Consider the following 21,054-nt stretch of genomic DNA (forward strand, 5'->3'; position numbering starts at 1 on the left):
CCTAAAACTCGTAAGCTTCTCGATGAAGCAAGCGGTTAACGAACCATAAAATTGCGAAGATGATGAGCATCATTATCGTTGCCAAAGCTGTGGCATACCCGAAGTCATAAGAGACAAAGGCAATGCTGTATACATATGTGGCGGCGACTTCGGTGGAGCCCATGGGGCCGCCTTGGGTTAACACGAATACCCAGGCAAATGCCTGAATGGCATGGATGATCCATAAGACTAGCAAGGAACGTAACACTTCCCATAGAAGTGGAAGGCTGACGTAAATAAACTGCTGCCTGTCGTTAGCGCCATCTATCTTGGCTGCGTCGTACAGCTCCGGCGGAATGCGCTCGAGGCCGGCCGAGAGAAGTACCACGTACATGCCCATGCTATGGAAAACCGAAGCGATGATCACCGCCAGCAATGCCGTATTGGGGTTTCCCAGCCAAGGAGTGGTCAATGCATCGAGTCCGATTGCCCTGAGGAAAGTGTTGATTAGACCCCAATTGGGGTGAAGCATGAACTTCCATACCAAGGATGTGACCAGTATCGATAAGACTTCCGGCGCGAAAATAACGATCCGGTAAAAGCGCTTGAAGCGGATGGGTTTTCCCAGACACCAAGCTAGAAAGAGGGCAGGAACGAACAGCAAGATCAAGCTGACGAACGCATAGATGAACGTGTGCTTAAGGGCCGAAAAAAAATAGGGATCGTTAAATGCGTTAATGTAATTTTTCAATCCGACGAATTGAAAGCTGCTTTCCATGGAGCGATTGGTAAAGGAATAGAGTAGCGTTTGCACCATTGGAATGATGAGAACTAGCACGTACAGTATTGCCGCGGGCAGAACCAATGGCCAAAATAGGCGTCGGCGGATTTTCTCCAGCATGAGTGACCTCCTATGTGAAATGAAGAGCGGAAGTTAGAACTTCTTCCGCCCCTAAATACCGCTTATTTTTGCCGCAGTCTTGCCAAATTATCATCGATCTCCTTAATGACTTCTTCCGGTGTCGCTTGCTTGAAATACAGCTTCGAGACGGGAAGATACCAAGAATCCGACCGCTGCTTATCCGTATTAATCCCATAATAATTTAAGGTTAACGGTGAGTTCTCAGCATTCTTCAGGACACCGTCCAACCCTGGAATCGAGTCGGGAGTCGGGACGCCAGCGTATGGAGAGATAAAGCCGAGATCATGTGCTCGTTGAGTCTGCTCTTGCTTGGAGGTGAGAGTGCGTAAATATTCGACGGCGAGATCCGGGTTTTTCGATTTCTCGGCAATGCTCCATTGGAAGACGGTGCCGAACATTCCCTTCTGGTCTCCTTGCCCTTCTGGAACCGCAGGGAACGAGGTGATCCCCACTTGGAAGTCGGCGGGAATAGACTGCTTCATCTCGCCAACCAGCCAGGAACCCATTAGAATCATGCCGGTCTTGCCGCGGAAAAATTCGGTTTGAGCGGCCGTGAAGTCTAAGCCTTCGAAGCCTTTCAGGAAATTACCGTTATCGACCAACTGCTGCAGTTTTTGAGCGGCCTTCAGGAAGCCGGGGTTGTCGGCTGCTTTCTTGTCGCCGAATGCGACGTCCATAACTCCTTGAGTCCCCACCTCGCGCTGCAGCAGATAGTCCCACCACATGCCCATATACAGGGGGCTTGTGCCGGCTACCGCAATCGGATCTACTTGCTTGGCCTTCAGAGCTTCTGAAACCTTAAGGAATTCATCCCAAGTGGTAGGCGGCGCGAGGCCGAACTCGTCGAACATCTTCTTGTTGTACCAGAGACCGATAACGACCGCCTGATCGGGGACCGAATAATAATCGCCCTTGTACTGGGTGAAGGGTCTGAAGATCGGCAGGATCGACTCTTCCCATGACTTGCCGTCATAATCGGGTCGCGTCGTGTTTTTCAGGGTGTCGGTAAGTTTTTTAAGCTTCCCTTCGTCCACCCAGTGGTACGATGATTTGTTTGCGCCGTTGAAAATATTGTCCACATCCAGCGGATCATCGTTCTTCCAGCGCAATTCGAGCTGCGGACGCGCCTTCGTATTAGAGAAGGTGAAAGTTAAGTCGGTGCCTGGAAATTCCGTGGTTAACGAATCGCCAACGCGTTGCGCCGCAACAAAGTTGTCGGAGCCTTCGGGCCAAAGCACCCCGACTTCCAAAGGACCGCCCTGCACAGGCTTGGCTTTTGCGTCTGCCGAGGGGCTTTCACTGCTTGTACTACTTGGGCTTGTACTACTTGGGCTTGTACTACTCGGGCTTGTGCTGTTCGCGCTGTTGTTGTTGCTGCCGCAACCCGCGACGATAAGTACGCTCGCTAAAAGAAAACTTCCAATCCCATTTCTCCACTTGCTCTTCATGTAAATCACTCCAGTTCAATATACTGAACTACAATTCAAAAATCTATGTTACGAATAATAACATGGGTTTTATTAATTTTCAACACTTTTTCTAAAATATCTTCAATTTGATGAATTTGATGTTACATAAAGTGACATGTCTTTCATATACAGAAGGACGCGCTCAACGCGCGCCCTTCTGTAATGGCTATGAACCTGCATCAAGGAAAGGTCAGTCGATGGAACCGGACGAATTCATCGGCAACGGCACGGCTGATTACGCCAAGCAGCCGGTTGCCTGTTTCTGCGCTAGCCTCGCTGGCGTTGTCGCTGTAGCCGTCGATGGCTGCCCAACTGCCGTGGCGCTGGATGAGCGGTCCCGAGGCCGGATCCCTGGGAGGTGCCGCCTTGTTCCCGCGGCCAGGTAAGGGGAGCAGATCGGTACGCACCAAATCGGGACGGAGAGATAACATCAAGGAGGTTTCGAATCCTCCAGCATGACCCGGCAATTTGCCCAGGCTGGCCGAGGCTTCTTCTTCGATAATCGCTTCCCAAGCGATTGTCCAATAAGACGCGGCGCCAGCAACCACGGGGTGGCGCAAGGCCAGCTCGCGAGCTGCGAGCCGGACGCATTCCTCGTTGCCTCCGTGGGCATTAAGGAGAAAGATGCTGCGGAAGCCGCTGCTCACCAGAGAGTCGGTCAAGTCGCGAAGCGTCCGGATCAACGTATCCGTTGAAAGGGACATAGCGCCGGGGAAAATTAAATGGTGGTGCGAGGCGCCGTAGGTGACAACCGGACAGACGGTAATCGGGATCTGCGGACCGGCCAACGCGGCAGCCGCTGAGGTGATGCCCTCCGCAATCAGAGAGTCTGCCATAACGGGCAGATGAGGACCGTGTTGTTCGATTGCGGCCACGGGAAGCACAACGGTGGCTTCGGGAGCCCATTGTCCAATCTCTGTGCGGGTCAATTCGCTAAATAACAGACTGGATAGCTTGTTTGCGGAATTCATTATGGAATCATCCTTTACATGAGACTTACACTATATTATACTTTGTTTTATATTTTATTTGAAGTTAATTTCAAAATGCTGAACAAAAAAGTTTTTGGAGGTATCGTTATGATAGAAACGCGTGATTTTTTAGCTGGCTTAGGACTTCCCACAGGAGATGCCCACGATCTACCCACTTCAACTAAACGATTTCCGGATGGTGCTCAGGTTCGATTTGAAATTCCCAGCGTCGAAGGTCCTAATGCTTTGGCTGCTGTTATAGAAGAGTCCAAGGAGTACGGGGTTACCATTCATCGCGTCTCTCAGGGGAGCGGTATTATGCTCTGTACCGATTCGGAAATTCGTGAGATGTTTAAGCTGGCCTCGGGAAATGGTATTGAAGTAAGTCTGTTCGTAGGTCCCCGTACGACCTGGGATATTACGGCTGCAAGTCACACCCCGTCAGGAAAGGGTCAGGCTTTGCGGCATGAAGGCATGGATCAGCTGATCTTTGCGCTGGAAGATGTCAAACGCGGCTGCCGTTTAGGTCTTCGCGGCGTGCTTGTAGCTGATGAGGGGCTTCTGCTCGTCATTAATGAGATGAAAAAGGCAGGCCAGCTCCCCGCTGATCTAGTAGTAAAGGTGTCTGTCTCCATGGGTGCGGCCAATCCGGTCTCGATTCGGAATATAGAAACCATGGGGGCTGATACTTATAATGTGCCAACGTCGCTTACCTTAGCCAGGTTAGGGGCTATTCGCCAAGCCGTAGACATTCCGCTGGATCTCTATGTGGAGGCGCCCGATGATTTTGGAGGTGCCGTTAGGTTATATGAGATTCCGGAGATAGTGCGGGTGGTTTCGCCGGTATATGTGAAGTTCGGCCTTCGCAATGCAGCCAACGTCTATCCGAGCGGCGTTCACATTGAGCAGACCGTAATCGCCCAGTGCCGGGAGAAAGTGCGCCGGGCTGCATTAGGACTTGAGATCCTGCGCCGCTACGATCCGAACGCGATTATTTCCAAGGCGGGCGCTCGCGGGCTGGCCGTACCGCAAATCTAAACAAGGGAGGGATCTAGGTGTCTAATCGAACGGTAGGCATTGCAGTGATCGGCTGCGGCGATATTGTCATGACGCAGCACCTGCCTGCCTTGATGGAAAATTCGTCCGTCACTGTGACGGCAGTATGCGATACGGATCCTCTCAGGGCTGAGAAAGCCGGTATGATCTCTGGATGCGCCTACCATACGACCGATTATTTGCGTATCCTTGCGGATACCCAAGTGGAAGCGGTAATCGTTTGTACCCCCCCATGGGTAACGCCCGATATAACCATGGATGCGCTAAGAGCCGGTAAAGACGTTCTGTGCGAGAAGCCAATGGCTACTTCGGTGACTATGGCAGAGAAGGTGGCGGCTGTAGAGCGGCAGAGCGGGCGATTACTTCAGGTGGGCTTCACCTATCGGCATGGTCCATTAATGGATGCTCTTCAAGACTGGATTGCTAGCGGCCGGCTGGGTCGTCCCTTGCAAATCCGACTCGGAATCTATGACGAGGTATGGGATCCCGAAGGCAATCCCGAGCATTATCAACGCATATTAAATACGTTGCGTCACGGGCCGCCTTGCATTCACGACGGTGCCCATGCGGCGGATCATCTGGCCTTCCTGACGAATTCGCACCCGATCCGGGTAGCCGCCCTCGGCTTGGCCACCCGTCCGGAATTTCCGGCGGCTAATTACAATTCCGCTCTAATTGAATTTGCCAATGGCGATCAGGCAAAGCTGGAGATTGGCTGGTTCTATCCGCACTTGCCGGCGGGCGAATTTCAGATTCTGGGGCCCGGTGGCCTCGCTTACCTCGATCGCAGCAACAACGAAGCGGTGTTAAAGACAGGAGAGGTGACCGAGCGGGTCCAGCTTTCCGAGGATCGGGTGCGATCTTGCTTCCGTGCTCAGCTGACCAAGTTCCTAGACTATCATCAATCGCGCCGAACGCCCGTGCCCGGCAGCCGGGAAGGAATCGCCAGCCTGCGATTGTCGTTGGCCATTGTCGAAGCCATGGATACCGGAAATCCAGTAGATATGAAACAGGGGGACATAATGTGAGGATAGACGCACATTTGCAAATTGGCGTTGGACGCTATTACCGGGTAGACCCGGGGCATATGATTGAGCAGATGGACCGCTGTGGCATCGATCAAGCGCTAGTCAGTCCGGTGGACCGGGAGATGGCCGTTTACAACAGGGAGGGGAATGATCGGGTGCTTGCGCTCTCCAAGCAGTTTCCAGGTCGATTTCTCGCTTATGCCACAGCCAATCCCTGGTATGAAGGAGCAGCTGTGGCCGAACTGGAAAGGGCGCTCGGAGAAGGGGCTGCGGCAGTCAAATTGCACCCTCCGCTTCAGGGCTTCATGATTCTGGAGTCGTTAGTTTATCCCCTGATCGAGGTTGCGGCCCGGCATCGCGCGCCAATCTATGTCCATACGGGCACGCCGGTTTATGCCCTTCCTTTGCAGCTTGCGGAGCTTGCGCTTACCTACCCTGAAGTTTCGTTTATAATGGGGAAGAATGGAAAGACCGACTTCACTATGGATGCACTTCCGGCGCTCGAGAAGGCCTCCAACCTGTACGGCGACACCGCCCACGACTTCCCGGAGCGCGGGATGGCGCGCTTAAGCAAGAAAATCGGGCCGGAGCGTTTGATCTTCTCCAGCAATCATCCCGTTTCCAGAATAGAGCTTGAGGTTGATAAGGTACGAGAGCTCGCCGTAAACGATGACGACAAAGCGGCCGTAATGGGAGGAAATATGCAGCGGCTTCTAGCGGCAAGATTCCATTGACCTGCGAACCTATTGTTCCTTAGAAGCGTATTGCCAGACAGGAGGCATTATTATGAAGGTTGACTTTCATGTGCATCAACCCGGCAGACTGGAAGATGGCACCTACCCCTATCAGGCCGAGGAATATATTGACTTTATGGATAAGCAAGAGATCGATATCAGCGTAATGCTTACCATCGACGGATTCTGGCAGGATCCTGTCGCTTGCAACGACTATTTGGCCGAATGGTGCGCTCCATTCCCGGCCAGACTCGTACCCTTCTGCACGGTGGATCCTCGCAAACCGGGGGCGGATAGGGAAGTGGAGCGCTGCGTGAACCAACTGGGGATGAGAGGGGTGAAATTCCATAATTGGCTTCAGGGCTTCAGCCCTTTGGAAGCTTTTATGGCACCGGTATGCGAGGTGGCATCCGACTTGGGCATTCCCTTATTTTTTCACGATGGAACGCCGCCTTACTCCTCATCCTTGCAAATCGCCGAGCTTGCGGTCAGGCACCCGCGTCTGAACGTAATCCTGGGACACGCCGGGCTGCACGATCTATGGCCGGAAGCGATCGCGGCGGGGCGGCGGCACAGTAACGTGTATTTATGCATGTGCGCGACGCCGCCTTTTGCCATGGAGCAGATCGTCGGGCAAGTCCCGTTGCAACAAATCATATTCGGTACCGATGGAGGACTGTTCCATGAAGCTGAACAGCCCTATGTCGATTATCGCTTTCGCGAGCTTGGCGCGCTGGAAATTCCGCAGGCGTCCAAGGAGCAGATTCTAGGACCTAATGCCCTTAGGCTGTTGGGACGACCCTATTAAAGGAGGCTTTCACCATGAGAATAACCCGCATCGAAACGATTCCCGTGCAGGTACCTCTTCACCAAGAGCGCGCCATCCGTTCCGGCCGCGGCAGCCATTTGGTTTCGCCGTTCCTGCTCGTTAAAGTTCATACGAACGAGGGTATCATCGGTTTAGGAGAGGTGTCCTGCACGCCCGGGTGGAGCGGTGAAGATCAAGTAACGGCCGCTCACTTTATCCGGAACTTCATGGAACCCCTCCTTATCGGGAAAAACCCTTTAGACATTGAGGTACTGACACAGCGCATTCAACAGCGCATCGCCCATAACGCTTTCACCAAGGCGGGCTTGGAAATGGCTTTATGGGATATTCTCGGCAAAGCCGCAAGTCTGCCTGTTTACCGCCTTCTGGGAGGCCCGGTGCGGGAATTCGTGCCGACTAAGTTCTCCGTCACCGGCGTGGAGCCGTCCAGAGCCGCGGAGATTGCCGCGTGGGCCGTGGAGCAGGGCTTCAAGAGCATGAAGGTCAAGGTGGGTACGGGGCCGGATGCTGACGTTGCCCGTGTTAAGGCGGTTCGGGATGTAATTGGACCCGCGATCAAATTGGGAGTAGACGCCAATGGCGGCTGGTCGCCCCGTACGGCGGTGCAAACGATTCGAAGGCTGATAGAAGAGGCGGGGATCTCCTTCGCCGAGCAGCCTGTGCCGGCGCTTGATATGTCCTGGCTCGCGGACGTTCGGGCACAGGTGCCGGTTCCAATCATTGCGGACGAGAGTTTGTATACGTTGCAGGATTCCATGGCTCTCGTTCGGGCTGGCGCCGCAGACGTTTTTTCCATCTATATAGGAAAGGGAGGCGGCATCGGTCCAGCCCGCAAGGTGGCTGCGGTGGCCGAGGCGGCAGGTATCGTCTGCACGGTGGGCAGCAATTTGGAGCTGGGTGTCGCCAGTGCGGCAATGATTCACCTCGCCATAGCGACTCAAGGGATCGGCGCTGAAGAATATCCCTGCGATATTCTGGGGCCTTTTTTCTACGAAGACATGCTTCTGGCCGAACCGCTGCCGATTATAGGCGGGCAAGCGCGGCCCTTTGAAAAGCCGGGGCTCGGCGTAGAACTGGACGATTCGAAGGTGGAGCATTACAGAGTCAAGTAGCATTAGCCCACGGTCAAATGGAAAATTGAAGCTGCGAGGGAGGGAATGGCCGATGTATTTATCACGCAATGAAGGCGCCCGTATCAGCTGCGATTATACGTACAAGGGACACCGGATTGCCCACATGGAGAACGAGATTTTGGCGGTGACGCTTCTTCTCGACCAAGGCGGCAGCATCGTGGAATTCCGATACAAGCCCTTGGATGTGGATGTCATGTACCGAGCTCCATGGGGCATGCGAACATGGGGGAGCTGGACGCCTACCGCGGCTAATCCGCGCGGGAACTGGATCGACCACTATCCCGGCGGTTGGCAGGTAGTCTTTCCGGCCGGAAGCTCCGCTTCCACATATAAAGGTGCGATTCAGGGAATGCATGGTGAGGTCAGCTTGATGGCTTGGGACTACGAAGTGATCTTAGATACGCCAGAAGAAGTGGCGTTAGTAATCCGGGTTGAAACGCAGCGTCTCCCTTTCCGCATGGAGCGGGAGATGCTGCTCAAGCGGGATAGCGGGGCTTTGGAAATCCGAGAAACGGTTGAAAATCTGAGCCCGCAGCCGCTGCACTGCATGTGGGGGCAGCATCCGGCGTTGGGAGAGCCACTGCTGGGACCGGAAACGGAGCTTTACCTGCCCCCTTGCCGGGTATTCCGATCTCCTGTCGGGAAAGATCCGACGGGCCAAACCGTGTCGGGAACGTTCGGGACATGGCCTTATCTGACCGGAAAGGACGGACAGCCGGTCGATTTACGGCGTATGCCGCCGCGTGAGCAACCGGCATCCGATATGCTCTTTGCCTCTGAACTGACAGAAGGCTGGGTGGCGGCGTGCAACCAAAGGCTCGGAATGGGCTTTGGCATGAGCTGGCCTCTCCGGGATTGGCCTTACCTTTGGATCTGGAAGGAGCTGGGCGGCAGTACCGAAGCCCCATGGTTCGGCCGTGCCTACACGCTTGGGCTTGAGCCCTTCAGCAGCGTGCCCGATTCTGAGCTGCCGGGACTGGCTGGCGCCGTTGCCAATGGCACTGCTCCTCTCTTCGCACCCTACGAACGACGTTCAATAACGTACCATGCGCTCGCTTTTCCATATGAAGGGAGCTTGCAACGCATTACACCAGAAGGCCAAGTCGAATATTAGAATGGGGGGAATTCCATGATCGATTATCACACGCATTTGGGAGAACCGAAACATTACAGCACGGAATATTTGGCAGAAGGCTTTAAGATGAGAGGAAAGCCCGTGCAGCGCACGACTCCCGACGAGCACTACGAGGAAATGAAGAACGTTGAGAAATGTATCGTTCTTGCCTTTCGCAGCAGGCACTTGGGCTTTAATGTACCTAACGAATACGTGGCCGAGTATTGTCGTCGGGATCCCCAGAAGCTGATCGGTTTTGCAAGCGTGGATCCGCATGACTACAATGCGCTTGATGAGCTTAAGGAATCCATTCAGAACCTAGGTCTAAAGGGGCTTAAAACAAGCCCGATCTACCAGGCTTACGATCCAATGGACGAGCGGATGCTGCGAATTTACAGGTTCTGCGAGGATAACGGGGTACCCATTCTCACTCATCACGGCACTACTTTTCCACGCAGGGCACCGATGAAATGGGCTCATCCGGAGCAGGTAGAGGAAATCGCACTGGCCTTCCCGGAGCTCAGAATCGTGATCGCACATATTGGCCATCCGTGGGAGGAGGAGACGATCAGCGTTATCCGCAAGCATCCGCATGTTTATGCCGATGTCTCCGCTCTTTACTATCGTCCGTGGCAGCTCTATAACTCCCTTACTCTTGCTAAGGAGTATGGGGTATGGAAGAAATTGATCTTCGGCACCGATTACCCGATTTGTACCTTTGCGGACTCGGTTAACGGTTTGCGGAAAATGACTGAATACGCGCAGAAAATGCCCTTCCCAAGCTTCACGACGGAGGACATGGAGGCTCTTTTGAACAATGACATTTTGGTGGATCTTAATTTGGCATAGGGGGAAGAAAAAATGAGCAAACGTGAATTGCGGACAGACAGAGCGCCTGCGCCGGTGGGAGAGTATTCCCAAGGACTAAGAGCTGGGGATTTCGTATTCGTCTCCGGCCAGGTCGGACGCGATCCGTTGACCGGCGAGCTGGAAGAGGGAATCGAAGCCCAGACCGCCCGTACGATAGATAACGTTCGAGCCGTTCTCGAAGCGGGAGGAGCAACGCTTGACGACGTCGTCAAATCAACAGTTCATCTGAAGGACATGAGTCTTTTCGAATCGTTCAACCAGGTTTACGGAACCTATTTCACAACTCCCAAGCCAGTACGCACAACGGTGGGCAGTTTTCTGCCCAAGGCACTGGTGGAAATCGACGTGATCGCTTATGCGCCTTTGACCTCATCGAATTGAACAAACGGAGAAAGCTTCTCGGAGACAGTCAAACTATCAATGGGGGGATTCCTTTGCCGCAGGAACCGCATACAATGCAGTCGTTGGTTGAATCGTTCAGGAGCATAGGCATCAAGCCGGGCACGCGTCTTATTGTTCATAGCGCCTTACGCCATCTCGGCCCCATCGAAGGCGGTGCCGATACCTTGCTTGACGCGCTTCTGGCATGCATCGGCCAGAGCGGAATAGTGATGGTGCCTACTTTTACTTACAATAATGTCGTCTACGATCCGGAAGCGACCCCGAGCGGTACGGGGATTTTCACCGAAATTGTCCGGAAACGTCCCGGCGCGGTTCGATCCCTTCATCCTACGCACTCCGTGGCTGCTATCGGAGAGGGGGCAGCGCAACTTTGCGAAGGACATCACCCGCTGCCGGGCTTTGGCATTGACAGCCCTCTCGACAGGTTAGCCAAGGCCGGGGGCGGAATTCTATTGCTTGGGGTCGGGCACACCGGCAACTCCACCGTTCACGTGGGCGAGTCCCATGCTCGCGTTCCATATCTCGACATTCCTTTTAACCCCGAATGGCCCAGCCGTATCGCGATAACAGGCCCAGTTCCCATGGAAGTCGATCTCTACGATCATCCGGGCTGCAGCCGGGCATTCGGTGTCGTCGAAGCCTCCCTTAGGCAGCGGAAAGCCATTCGTGACGGTAAGATCGGAACGGGCTTGGCGCAGTGGATGTCGGGGGAGAGCGTTATATCCGCTGCCGTGGACCTGCTGCGGCAAGACGCCGCAGCGCTTCTTTGCAATGACCCGGAATGTTATCGATGCAGCCGAGCCCGGGCAAGGCTCGGACGGTAGATGAAGCGGCAGCAGGAGGGGAAGTGTTTGATCACACTGTATCGAATAAAGAAGAGATGATGGTAACTGGCTTCATTAGTCTCCAACTGGGGACGAAATTACAAAGGCCGAATTATGGACCGGAGAGAGGTAATCCTTATGAACAAGCGTGAATCCAAATCCCAAGTGATACCGAATGTTGACCGGGCATTCAATATCCTGGAACTGTTGTGTGAATCTCCTGAAGGGGTGCGGTTTATCGATATTTACGAGCAACTGAACTTAGCCAAAAGCAGCGCTTTCGTGCTCCTGGAGAATTTGGAGATGAAAGGCTATGTGGAGAAAACCCCGGATGGCAGATTCCGCGCCACCCTACGGCTGTTTCAGCTGGGCAGCAAGGTTCTGAACAATTTGGATATTCGGGCTATCGCTCTTCCCTATATGACCGCTCTTCGAGACGAGACTGTCTTTCCGGTTCATCTAGCCATGTTGGACGGTCCGGATATCGTTTACTTGGAGAAGGTGGAAAGCTCGGGCTTCATCAAGTTCGACACGTATGTCGGCAAGAGGGCGCCGGTTCATCTGACGGCGGTAGGTAAAGCTATTGCGGCCTTCCTGAATGAGGATCAACTAGATGACATCATCGCGTCCCGCGGGCTTGGAGGGGGAACCGATAAGGCAGTTACCACGAAAACGGAATTTAAAACCGTGCTGGAGACGGTTCGGGAATTGGGGTACTCGATCGAAGATGAGGAAGAGGTTCACGGGATAAGGTGCATCGGTGCGCCGATTCGGAATCACACTGGTAAGGTGGCGGCTTCCATCAGCATCATTGGACTGCATCGTGAGCTGCCGGCCACCCGAATTCCGGAATTTGGCAAGAAAGTCATCGAAACCGCTAACCGAATTTCGTCGGCGTTGGGTTATAAAACGCTGCCGGCCGAAGCTGCATTCAAAGCATGAACGTGCTAGAAACGCATAATCAAATGGATAACGTTATGATCGGGTCTTACGCCAATAATGATGCCGATGCTCCAGATTTGTTCCGATGTACGTTAGACCCCCTCACGGGGGCTCTTGTTATCGCAGAATCGCTAACGGGGCTTGCAATGCCTTCCTCTTTCTTCATACATCCGAATTGGCGTTATTTGTACGTTGCTGCGGGAATCCTTGGAGGAAGCATAACCGCTTATCGTTTAGAGGCAGACGGAAGCTTGGTTGAGTTCGACAGGCAGTCGTCGCAAGGGGACCTGCCCTGTTGCCTGAGTATGAATTCCGACGGTACCGCGCTGTTCGTTACGAACTATAGAAGCGGGAATGTCGCCTTGTTGCCGATTAGGGACAATGGTGCACTAGGCGAGGCTTGTGACGTTTCGTTTCATAAGGGATCGGGTCCTGTACCGGGACGGCAAGAGCAACCGCATCCCCACTCGGTGATGCTGCATCCAACAGGTCCGTATGGGGTTGTCGCTGACCTGGGAATCGATCGATTAATCGTGTACGAGGCCGGACAAGGCCAGAATTCCTTGAACAAGATATCTGATGTGCCGTTACGTCCAGGGATGGGGCCGCGTCATTTAATGTTTCACCCGAGATTGCCGGTTCTCTATGCGGTCGGAGAGCTCGATAATACCGTCAGCGTACTCAAGTGTGGAGCCGACGATATTTATTATCAGGAAATTCAATACGTATCTACGTTGCCTTCCGGTTATATCGGTGTCAATTATAGCGCGGACATTCACATTTCACCAAGCGGAAAGAATCTATATAGCTCGAATCGCGGGCATGACAGCATAGTGGTTTTTCGTATCGATCCAGTTCAAGGAACCCTATCGGAGCCGCGTCATTTTTCTTCGGGTGGAATGACTCCGATCGCTTTCTCGTTTACTCCGGACGGGCGGTTTTTGCTTGTAGCCAACAAAGATTCGGATTCTGTCGTCACGTTCGAAGTCGACGCGAATTCCGGAGATCTCCATCTGGTTAGTAAGTTATTGGGTATAGCGAAGCCGTCTTGTTTACATGTGATTGGAGGACGATAAGATGAATTTGGGATATTCTGAGCGTATCGTCACGCCTCCTGTCGGCATATGGCTCGGAGGCTTCTCAAGCCGGACGGAACCGTCGCAAGGGGTGAGGGATGATCTTCGAGCGCAAGTTGTTTGGATGCAAAACTTGGAGTTTGAACACGTGCTGATCGTATTGGATCAGGTCGGAATTACTCGCGGTTGGACCGATGATCTTCAGGCTCGCCTCCTTGAGATTTGGGGACTTGAAGCCGATCAGGTGCTTGTTCATTGGACACATACCCACTGCGCTCCGCTTTACAGAGAACCGACACCGGGCTTCGAGCACGCGGCATATTCCCCGGAATATTTTCACGGGCTAATGGAAGACGTTATCGAGGCGTGCGAATCGGCCCGAGCAGATCTTGAGCCGGTATCGTATTCTTTCGGCAGCGGCAAGTGTGACTTAGCGGTTTCTCGTCGCCTGATCCTGAATGGAGTCGATCATTTTGCGGCAAATCCGTTCGGGACGGTGGACCATGATTTACCGGTATTGGCGGCTGCGCGCCAAGATGGGAGCCATAAACTCATCCTATTCAGCTATTCTGGTCATCCCACAATGACGAATGATCTGTTCTGCTCTGCCGAATACCCCGGAGTGGCGCGCCGGGTCATCGAGGCTCGTGTTCAAGGAGCCCGGGCAATGTTCCTTCAAGGATGCGGAGCCGACGCGGTAATCGGTGTACACAGCAGTGAAAAAGAGCGGTACCTTCTTAGCGACCAGCGGGAGGATATTGAAGCGGCGGGCCGCAACTTGGCCTGGAAGGTAATGCTGACATTGACTCATAGAATGGAGCCCGTCTTGGGAGGCGCCCTTTCCAGTTTTATACTGAGTTGTTATCCTTCCTTCGAGCATTATCCAAACCGTGCAGAGTTGAAGGCTCGTGCTTCCGGCAACCATCCCGGCGATGTGCGTTGGGCGAATTATCAGCTGAGCCGTTTCCTTGAAGAGCCTGATTGGCCCTTGACTGTGGAAGCCCGAATTCACGGGCTGAGGATAGGCGACGTCTACTTACTGGGACAGCCTGGTGAAGTGACGGCCGCTTACGGTATCCGGTTGAAGGAACGACATTCTCGGATGAAGCTGATCACCATGGGGTATTGTCATGCCCAAATCGGATACATCCCGCGCCGATCCATGTACGATGAAGGTGGATATGAGGTGGATGCCTGGCGAACATGGGGTTATCCTTCCCGGTGGAATCGCGATATTGAACAATTGTTTGAGTCTGTATCGGAAGAAGTATTAGCACGTTTGCAGGCGAATGGTCGAACCCTCCGAGCATAGAGCACTTTCAGCGAATCCTTCGCTTGAATTGCCGGAGATGAAGATTACCCGAAATTGCTGCCCTCCCACCACGAAAGCCCCGCCCGCACTAGGATAGAGCTTTGTTGAAAAATTTTGCAATTAGCTTCTTATATCCAGTAACGGTAACATTTAATTTTGACCCGAACAGCTTTGAGAAATAGGGGCAGTTACCTGGGAATATCTGGTTCCAGCAGGACTGTCCTTATTTTTATCCCGATGAGGTCATCTCATTTGAGCTGAAGAATGGCTGAGAGAACATGTAAAAAGAGAAGCAAATATGTTTCCATATTGGGTTCTTGGGATGTTTCCTTAAAATGGCTGAATGATAGGAGCCGTATGATGCAACTGGTTGAGTAGCGCGCCATAACGAAGTCTTGTCCTACATGGCAGTGTATAACTAGTGATAGATAATAACTTCATATTGATTGTATGGTTGTAAAAGAATATTATAGACTTGTAGATAGGAGTGACACCATGCCTATTATTCAAGCGCTGGACAGAGCATTGAAAATATTGGATTTATTCGACGAGCATACGATTGAGCTGAGAATTACAGAAATCAGCGCGAGAATGGAGCTTCACAAGAGTACGATACACTCCTTATTGAGAACGCTTCAGTTACACGGTTACATCAATCAGGATATGGAATCAGGAAGGTATAAGTTAGGGTTAAAGCTCCTGGAAAAGGGACAGCTTATGCTGCAAAGCCTAGATATCCGTACAGTTGCCCGAAAGCACCTGTCTGCTTTGTCGGAGCAGACTGGTCAAACAACCCATCTTGTTATTCTTGATGGGAAGGAAGGCGTGTATTTGGATAAAGTGGAGGGAGAAAAGGCTGCGATTCGTTATTCCCGAATAGGCCGCAGAATTTCACTTCACAGCAGCGCGGTAGGAAAGGTGCTGGCTGCCTTTAGAACGAAGGAAGAGATCGATACGCTCCTTCGGAATTACCATTTCTCCAAGATTACAGAAGCGACGATTGCGCAGAGAGAGGCATTCCTTCACGAGCTGAATCAGGTAAGGGAGCAAGGGTATTCCATTGACAATCAGGAGAACGAACCGGGCGTACGATGCGCTGCAGCGCCTATTTTCGAGCATAATGGCTCGGTAGCAGCAGCGATCAGCATCTCAACTTTAATTTCAACTGTAGATGATTTATTGTTTGAACAGTATATTGCCTTACTTAAGAGAGAAGCAGAAACGATTTCACAGACCCTGGGGTTTCGGCAAGTTTGATAAAGCATGTCGAGTCCAGGCATTTTTTACAGCATTATTTGAGAACGTCGTTTTATAATATAAAACTTATTTAAAGGAGTGAGCAATTTATGAAAATTATCCGTTTTGTAAATGAAGGGCTTTCACTGCTAGCTGCAGTTAATGACGATGGGCAAATTTTCGAACTGCCGCAAAGCGATTTTTTAGCTTTGCTCAAAGAAGCTGACGAAAAGGAGATTTCACCGCTCGAGTTGGTTTTCAAAACGATCGAAGGCCGTGAAGCGCTAGCAGGTCAAGTAGATCAGCTGCAACTTCTCGTGCCGATTGAAGCACCAGAGGTGTGGGCTGCCGGGGTTACGTATGAGCGAAGCCGGGACGCGCGGAATTATGAGGCAACAGAAGGCAGACTGGATGCCTCGACCTTTTACGATAAAGTTTATGACGCTGTACGTCCGGAGATTTTTTTTAAATCGACGGCTGCCAGAACAGTAGGTCCAGGCGGCGAAGTACAACTCCGAAGCGATTCCGTGTGGCAGGTGCCAGAACCGGAGTTAGGGCTTGTTCTCAATATGAAAGGGGAAATTGTAGGATACACCATTGGCAATGATATGAGCTGCAGGGATATTGAAGGCGAGAACCCGCTCTACCTGCCTCAAGCCAAGGTATGGAAGCGCTCCTGCTCCTTGGGACCGGCGATCCGTTTAGCCGAAACGGTAGAAAACCCTTACAACTTGCAGATTACAAGCCGAATATATCGCAATGGGGAAAAAGCAGTCGAGGGAACGGCCAATACCAGTCAGCTAAAACGAAAGCTTGAGGAATTGATCGAATATTTGATTCGGGATAATGAATTGTTTGACGGAACTGTGCTGCTGACGGGTACATGTATTGTGCCGCCTAACGAGTTTACACTCGCTCACGGAGACCGGATCGAAATTGAGATTACCGGTATTGGGACACTTGTTAATCATGTTGTAGGTGCAGGAAGCTAATCTATAATTATCCGATTGATATATAACATACATTTAAGGAGGAATATATATGACATCCGTATTTGTTGGAGGGCAAACTTATTTAAACTATATAAACGGTGAATGGTGTCCAGCCGGGACCGGGGAAACCGTTCCCAGCATTAACCCGGCCAAAAAAAATGAAGTCGTGGGCTATGTACAGTCGTCGTCATTGGAGGAATTAAACCAAGCGGTTGCTTCCGCCAAAGCGGCGCAGCAAGGTTGGAGAATGCTATCGGGATCGGCGAGAGGCGACTATTTGTTTAAAGCTGCCAATGCACTTGAAAGACGCATCGATGAAATTGCCGAGACGATGACGCGTGAAATGGGTAAAACATTGTTGGAAGCAAAGGGCGAAACTGCAAGAGGGATCGCCATCCTGCGTTACTATGCAGGGGAAGGGATGCGGAAGGTCGGGGACGTAATTCCCTCCACGGATAGCGGGGCGTTGATGTTTACGACCCGTGTGCCGCTTGGGGTTGTCGGAGTTATTTCACCTTGGAATTTTCCAGTGGCGATTCCGATATGGAAAATGGCGCCAGCCTTAATCTATGGCAATACGGTTGTGCTGAAGCCTGCTCAGGAGACAGCCGTAACGGCTGCCAAAGTCGTGGAATGCATCGCTGAAGCGGGACTTCCTGCAGGTGTATTAAATATGGTGACTGGCAGCGGATCTGTGATCGGGCAAGGTCTTGCAGAGCATAAAGATGTAAACGGAATTACGTTTACCGGCTCCAATCAAGTTGGCAAACGGGTCGGTCAGGCGGCACTAGCCAGAGGGGCGAAATATCAGCTTGAGATGGGCGGGAAAAATCCGATCATTATCGCTGCGGATGCCGATTTGGATTTGGCTGTTGACGCGACGATCAGTGGCGGAATCCGGTCGACAGGACAGAAATGTACTGCAACAAGCCGTGTCATTGTGATGCGTGATGTATATGAAACTTTTAAAGAAAAGCTTCTAAGCAAATTAAAAGGTTTAACAGTTGGTCACGGTCTGGATGCCGGTACATGGCTAGGACCATGCGCAAACGAAAATCAGCTGCGAACGGTGCAGTCCTACATTCAAAAAGGGATAGAGGAAGGGGCGGAGCTGTTATTCGGCGGATCATCACCGGACCTTCCTGATCTCGCCGAAGGCTTCTACATTCAACCCACCGTGTTCGATAAAGTAACTCCGGAAATGGCGATTGCCCGGGAAGAAATATTCGGACCAGTTCTCGCACTAATTCAGGTCGAATCCATGGAAGAAGCCATTCAAGCGGCTAATGATTCGGATTACGGTTTGAGCGCTTCCATTTACACGCAAAGTATAAGCAATATTCTTTCGTTTATTCAAGATATGGACGCCGGTTTAGTAAGAATTAATTCCGAGACAGCTGGGGTGGAGCTGCAGGCTCCGTTCGGAGGAATGAAGCAGTCCAGCTCTCATTCGCGCGAGCAAGGTCAGGCGGCCATCGAATTTTTCACTTCGATAAAAACGGTATTTCTCAAAGCTTAAGAGTATCACTTTGGCTATAAAACCAAAGACATCTTGATTGAAAGTGGTTGAGCAGAAAATCATTCTGTTCAACCGCTTTTTTTTTTATTCGCCGCAATCCTCTAGTGGAATGGTGACAGGCTAGCGGTTGATGAGAATTCGGCCAAATAATTTTGAGAGTCAATTCCGGTATAACCAAACGATAGGTTGCAGGAGAGATTAACTTGTTGTTAAAATAAGCAGAAATGTTACAAAACTTCAGGAAAGCGCTTAACAGGCGACAAGGGGGAATGAAATATGAAAAAAAACTGGTACTATCGATTGCTTTTCTCATATATGCCTGTTTTCTTTCTGATGATTTCATTCCTGTTTTTTATCTTTTTTCAAATATTGACCGAGCGTGCCCAGCAGGACACGGCATATATTTACGCGGGCATTAACCATCAAATGATGCAAAGTGTCGAGCAGCCGCTGCAATCGATTGACCATATGATGGTGACAATCCAGACCCGCAACCAATCCTCCGATTTCAATCTGCTGGATTACTTCGATCAGAAAGGCCAGCCGACCGCTTATTTTACGTATCAAATGTCCAAAGAACTAAATAATATGAGACAACTCAACCAGATCATCCACTCCATTTATTTGGTGCGGGACTTGGATGGCTACATCTTAAGCTTGAACACCTTATCTCCGCTAGATCAGTTTCCGGACAAGGATTTTATTAAGGAGCTGCAGCAGGATCGCTATTCGTATCATTGGACGAACGAGCGTCAATTCAAGGAATTTCAGGCTTCAAGGGAGGTATCCGTCGTATCGCTGGCCCGCAAATATGTGACCAGTCACGGGGAAAGCGGCCTCATGGTGATTAATATACGGGTGAGCGCGCTTAAAGATCTTGTCGCTCAAAGAATGGATCTAACGTCTAGCTACGTCACGATAACGGGCAAAAACAGCAAGCCGATCCTGGCTGCTTCCGAAGGGACTTCCTCCAATAAGACGGCTTTCTCGAATCTCATGTCCGATTATACGGGGTGGACGTATGAGAGCGGCTTGCAAAAAGAAAGTCGATTCACGATTGTACAGACCTTCTCCGATGTATGGATTGTACTGGCTTTAATCATAACGCTTATGGGCTTACTTGCCATCATCTATATGACTAACCGCAATTACAAGCCTCTTCGCGCTTTGATTGCCAAACTGGACAACCTGTCACAGTCTTCCGGAGGAGAGAAGAATGACGGTGACCGTAAGAATGAGTTCCATTATATCGAAGCGACAGTAGAATCGCTCGTTCAGCGATTTAATTTATTTAAATCGCAGTCGGATCTTAACTTTGGGTACCGTAAAAAATCGATCTTCCTCGAGGTCATGAACGGCTCTAGGTCATTAGCAAGCGAAGAATGGAACACGGAAATGGAGCGCAACGGTTTAATCGGAGGCTTTCAGAAGGCGGCCGTAATCGTCATTTCCTTCGATAAGTATTCCGACGTCCTATCGCGCTACAAGGAGCAGGACATGATTTTGTTCCGGTTCATTATACAAAACATGTATGTGGAGCTGGTGCAGAAATTCGGGCTGCGAAGCTGGAGCGAATGGATGAACGATAAGGAAATGTGCGGATTTGTTTACGTACAGGACGAAAATCAGTTGATGCTGATGGACAAAATCCTCAAATTTTCCGACAATGCACTGCAATGGATCCGGTCCAATCTGCCTTTTACCGTAACCGTTGGGATCGGGCAAACGACCGAATCGGTTTCTGCATTAAAAGTATCATATAAAGCCGCTCTTGAAGCAGTTAATTACAGAGTCGTGCTGGGTAACAACCGGATGATCGGCTATTGGGAGACTGAGACAGGAAGATCTTTCGAATTGTACGACCATTTGGAGCGAATCCGGAGCCTCGTGGGCAGCTTCTGCTACATGGATCCCGAATGGCGGGCGAAATACGGCACGCTTTACGAACAATTCAAGCAAAACAAGCTGAAGAGGGACGATATTGTTAATCTGCTAAATTATTTTGTTTATTATCAATTCGAGCAATTACAGAGCTTGATACTCAATGATGAAATGATCGAAACGAACCGGGATATTATGAAGGACATCATCGACCAGTTCGAGACACTGGAGGATGTACAAGAAGAAATGCTGGATATTTTGGAGAAGCTTGAGTACGCCGTCATTGAGAAAGCAAGCAGGGGAGAAACGTCGGAGATAGCATTTAAAATGAAGCAATACATCAACGACAATGTGCATAATCCCGACTTGTCCCTTGTCCATCTCAGCCAACAGTTCGACATCCCTTCGAAAAACGTCAGCGCTTTGTTCAAGGAACAGTTCAATATCAAGTTTATCGATTATCTTATATACAGCCGGGTTGAGCTAGCCAAGCAGCTATTGCTAGACAAGGAAACGGAGCTAAGCATTCAGGAAATTGGGCGTAGGGTCGGGTATATAAATCCGGTATCATTTACTCGGGTCTTCAAACGGGTGGTTGGCATGCCACCGGGCGATTATCGTAAGTAGAAGGCTCGGTTAAGCCGGGAAAATTGTATAGAACTCAGTCGGATCGCGCCGTCAAGGCTCGGTCCGATTTTTGTATAGAGCCGGATTCTTGTAAATTGCCGCGTGATGGCTTTGTGGGGTATAGTTGCCCCACAAACC

The 21,054-nt window shown here is 51.2% G+C and carries 19 protein-coding genes; 16 read left to right on the top strand and 3 right to left on the bottom strand.

What is annotated here, in order from left to right; genetic code table 11:
- Position 1 precedes the first annotated feature (1 nt).
- The 3 genes from ACFPYJ_RS15850 to ACFPYJ_RS15860 all read right to left on the bottom strand — a co-directional run bounded on the left by ACFPYJ_RS15850 (position 2) and on the right by ACFPYJ_RS15860 (position 3,341).
- Entirely contained in the window at positions 2-880 is an 879-nt protein-coding gene (locus tag ACFPYJ_RS15850) for a carbohydrate ABC transporter permease (RefSeq protein WP_379189135.1), read from the bottom strand.
- A 62-nt stretch (positions 881-942) separates the two neighbouring features.
- The gene (locus ACFPYJ_RS15855; protein ID WP_379189136.1) at positions 943-2,349 is read right to left on the bottom strand and encodes an extracellular solute-binding protein; all 1,407 of its coding nucleotides are present in this window, start codon (positions 2,347-2,349) and stop codon (positions 943-945) included.
- Between the two features lie 200 nt (positions 2,350-2,549).
- Positions 2,550-3,341, bottom strand: a complete 792-nt coding sequence (locus ACFPYJ_RS15860) for a creatininase family protein (protein WP_379189137.1) — start codon at positions 3,339-3,341, stop codon at positions 2,550-2,552.
- Positions 3,342-3,449: 108 nt separating this feature from the next.
- Between ACFPYJ_RS15860 and ACFPYJ_RS15865 the strand changes: the two genes are divergently transcribed.
- The 16 genes from ACFPYJ_RS15865 to ACFPYJ_RS15940 all read left to right on the top strand — a co-directional run bounded on the left by ACFPYJ_RS15865 (position 3,450) and on the right by ACFPYJ_RS15940 (position 20,916).
- A complete protein-coding gene (locus ACFPYJ_RS15865) occupies positions 3,450-4,379 on the top strand; it encodes a U32 family peptidase (protein ID WP_379189138.1) in 930 nt (309 codons plus the stop codon).
- A 17-nt stretch (positions 4,380-4,396) separates the two neighbouring features.
- Entirely contained in the window at positions 4,397-5,425 is a 1,029-nt protein-coding gene (locus tag ACFPYJ_RS15870) for a Gfo/Idh/MocA family protein (RefSeq protein WP_379189139.1), read from the top strand.
- Positions 5,422-6,159 (top strand): amidohydrolase family protein, encoded by a 738-nt coding sequence (locus tag ACFPYJ_RS15875; RefSeq protein ID WP_379189140.1) that lies wholly within the window; start codon positions 5,422-5,424, stop codon positions 6,157-6,159. The genes ACFPYJ_RS15870 and ACFPYJ_RS15875 overlap by 4 nt, the downstream gene beginning before the upstream one ends.
- A gap of 52 nt (positions 6,160-6,211) precedes the next feature.
- Entirely contained in the window at positions 6,212-6,967 is a 756-nt protein-coding gene (locus ACFPYJ_RS15880; protein WP_379189141.1) for an amidohydrolase family protein, read from the top strand.
- Between the two features lie 14 nt (positions 6,968-6,981).
- A complete protein-coding gene (locus ACFPYJ_RS15885; RefSeq protein ID WP_379189142.1) occupies positions 6,982-8,100 on the top strand; it encodes a mandelate racemase/muconate lactonizing enzyme family protein in 1,119 nt (372 codons plus the stop codon).
- A 52-nt stretch (positions 8,101-8,152) separates the two neighbouring features.
- A complete protein-coding gene (locus ACFPYJ_RS15890; RefSeq protein ID WP_379189143.1) occupies positions 8,153-9,235 on the top strand; it encodes a DUF4432 family protein in 1,083 nt (360 codons plus the stop codon).
- A gap of 15 nt (positions 9,236-9,250) precedes the next feature.
- Positions 9,251-10,084, top strand: a complete 834-nt coding sequence (locus tag ACFPYJ_RS15895) for an amidohydrolase family protein (RefSeq protein ID WP_379189144.1) — start codon at positions 9,251-9,253, stop codon at positions 10,082-10,084.
- Positions 10,085-10,096: 12 nt separating this feature from the next.
- A complete protein-coding gene (locus ACFPYJ_RS15900; protein ID WP_379189145.1) occupies positions 10,097-10,486 on the top strand; it encodes a RidA family protein in 390 nt (129 codons plus the stop codon).
- A gap of 74 nt (positions 10,487-10,560) precedes the next feature.
- Positions 10,561-11,331, top strand: a complete 771-nt coding sequence (locus tag ACFPYJ_RS15905) for an AAC(3) family N-acetyltransferase (RefSeq protein ID WP_379189146.1) — start codon at positions 10,561-10,563, stop codon at positions 11,329-11,331.
- A 138-nt stretch (positions 11,332-11,469) separates the two neighbouring features.
- Entirely contained in the window at positions 11,470-12,273 is an 804-nt protein-coding gene (locus tag ACFPYJ_RS15910; RefSeq protein ID WP_379189147.1) for an IclR family transcriptional regulator, read from the top strand.
- A complete protein-coding gene (locus ACFPYJ_RS15915; protein ID WP_379189148.1) occupies positions 12,270-13,349 on the top strand; it encodes a lactonase family protein in 1,080 nt (359 codons plus the stop codon). Before ACFPYJ_RS15910 ends, ACFPYJ_RS15915 begins: the two co-directional genes overlap by 4 nt.
- A 1-nt stretch (position 13,350) precedes the next feature.
- Positions 13,351-14,661 carry a hypothetical protein gene (locus ACFPYJ_RS15920; RefSeq protein WP_379189149.1) on the top strand — a complete coding sequence of 437 codons (1,311 nt, stop codon included), beginning with the start codon at positions 13,351-13,353 and terminating at the stop codon, positions 14,659-14,661.
- A 495-nt stretch (positions 14,662-15,156) separates the two neighbouring features.
- Positions 15,157-15,918, top strand: a complete 762-nt coding sequence (locus tag ACFPYJ_RS15925; protein ID WP_379189150.1) for an IclR family transcriptional regulator — start codon at positions 15,157-15,159, stop codon at positions 15,916-15,918.
- An 89-nt stretch (positions 15,919-16,007) separates the two neighbouring features.
- A complete protein-coding gene (locus ACFPYJ_RS15930; protein WP_379189151.1) occupies positions 16,008-16,889 on the top strand; it encodes a fumarylacetoacetate hydrolase family protein in 882 nt (293 codons plus the stop codon).
- A gap of 49 nt (positions 16,890-16,938) precedes the next feature.
- Positions 16,939-18,408 carry an alpha-ketoglutaric semialdehyde dehydrogenase GucD gene (gucD, locus tag ACFPYJ_RS15935; protein WP_379189152.1) on the top strand — a complete coding sequence of 490 codons (1,470 nt, stop codon included), beginning with the start codon at positions 16,939-16,941 and terminating at the stop codon, positions 18,406-18,408.
- A 276-nt stretch (positions 18,409-18,684) separates the two neighbouring features.
- The gene (locus ACFPYJ_RS15940; RefSeq protein ID WP_379189153.1) at positions 18,685-20,916 is read left to right on the top strand and encodes a helix-turn-helix domain-containing protein; all 2,232 of its coding nucleotides are present in this window, start codon (positions 18,685-18,687) and stop codon (positions 20,914-20,916) included.
- The last annotated feature ends 138 nt before the right edge of the window (positions 20,917-21,054 follow it).

The organism is Paenibacillus solisilvae (genome assembly GCF_042656405.1).
GTDB lineage: Bacteria > Bacillota > Bacilli > Paenibacillales > Paenibacillaceae > Paenibacillus_Z > Paenibacillus_Z solisilvae.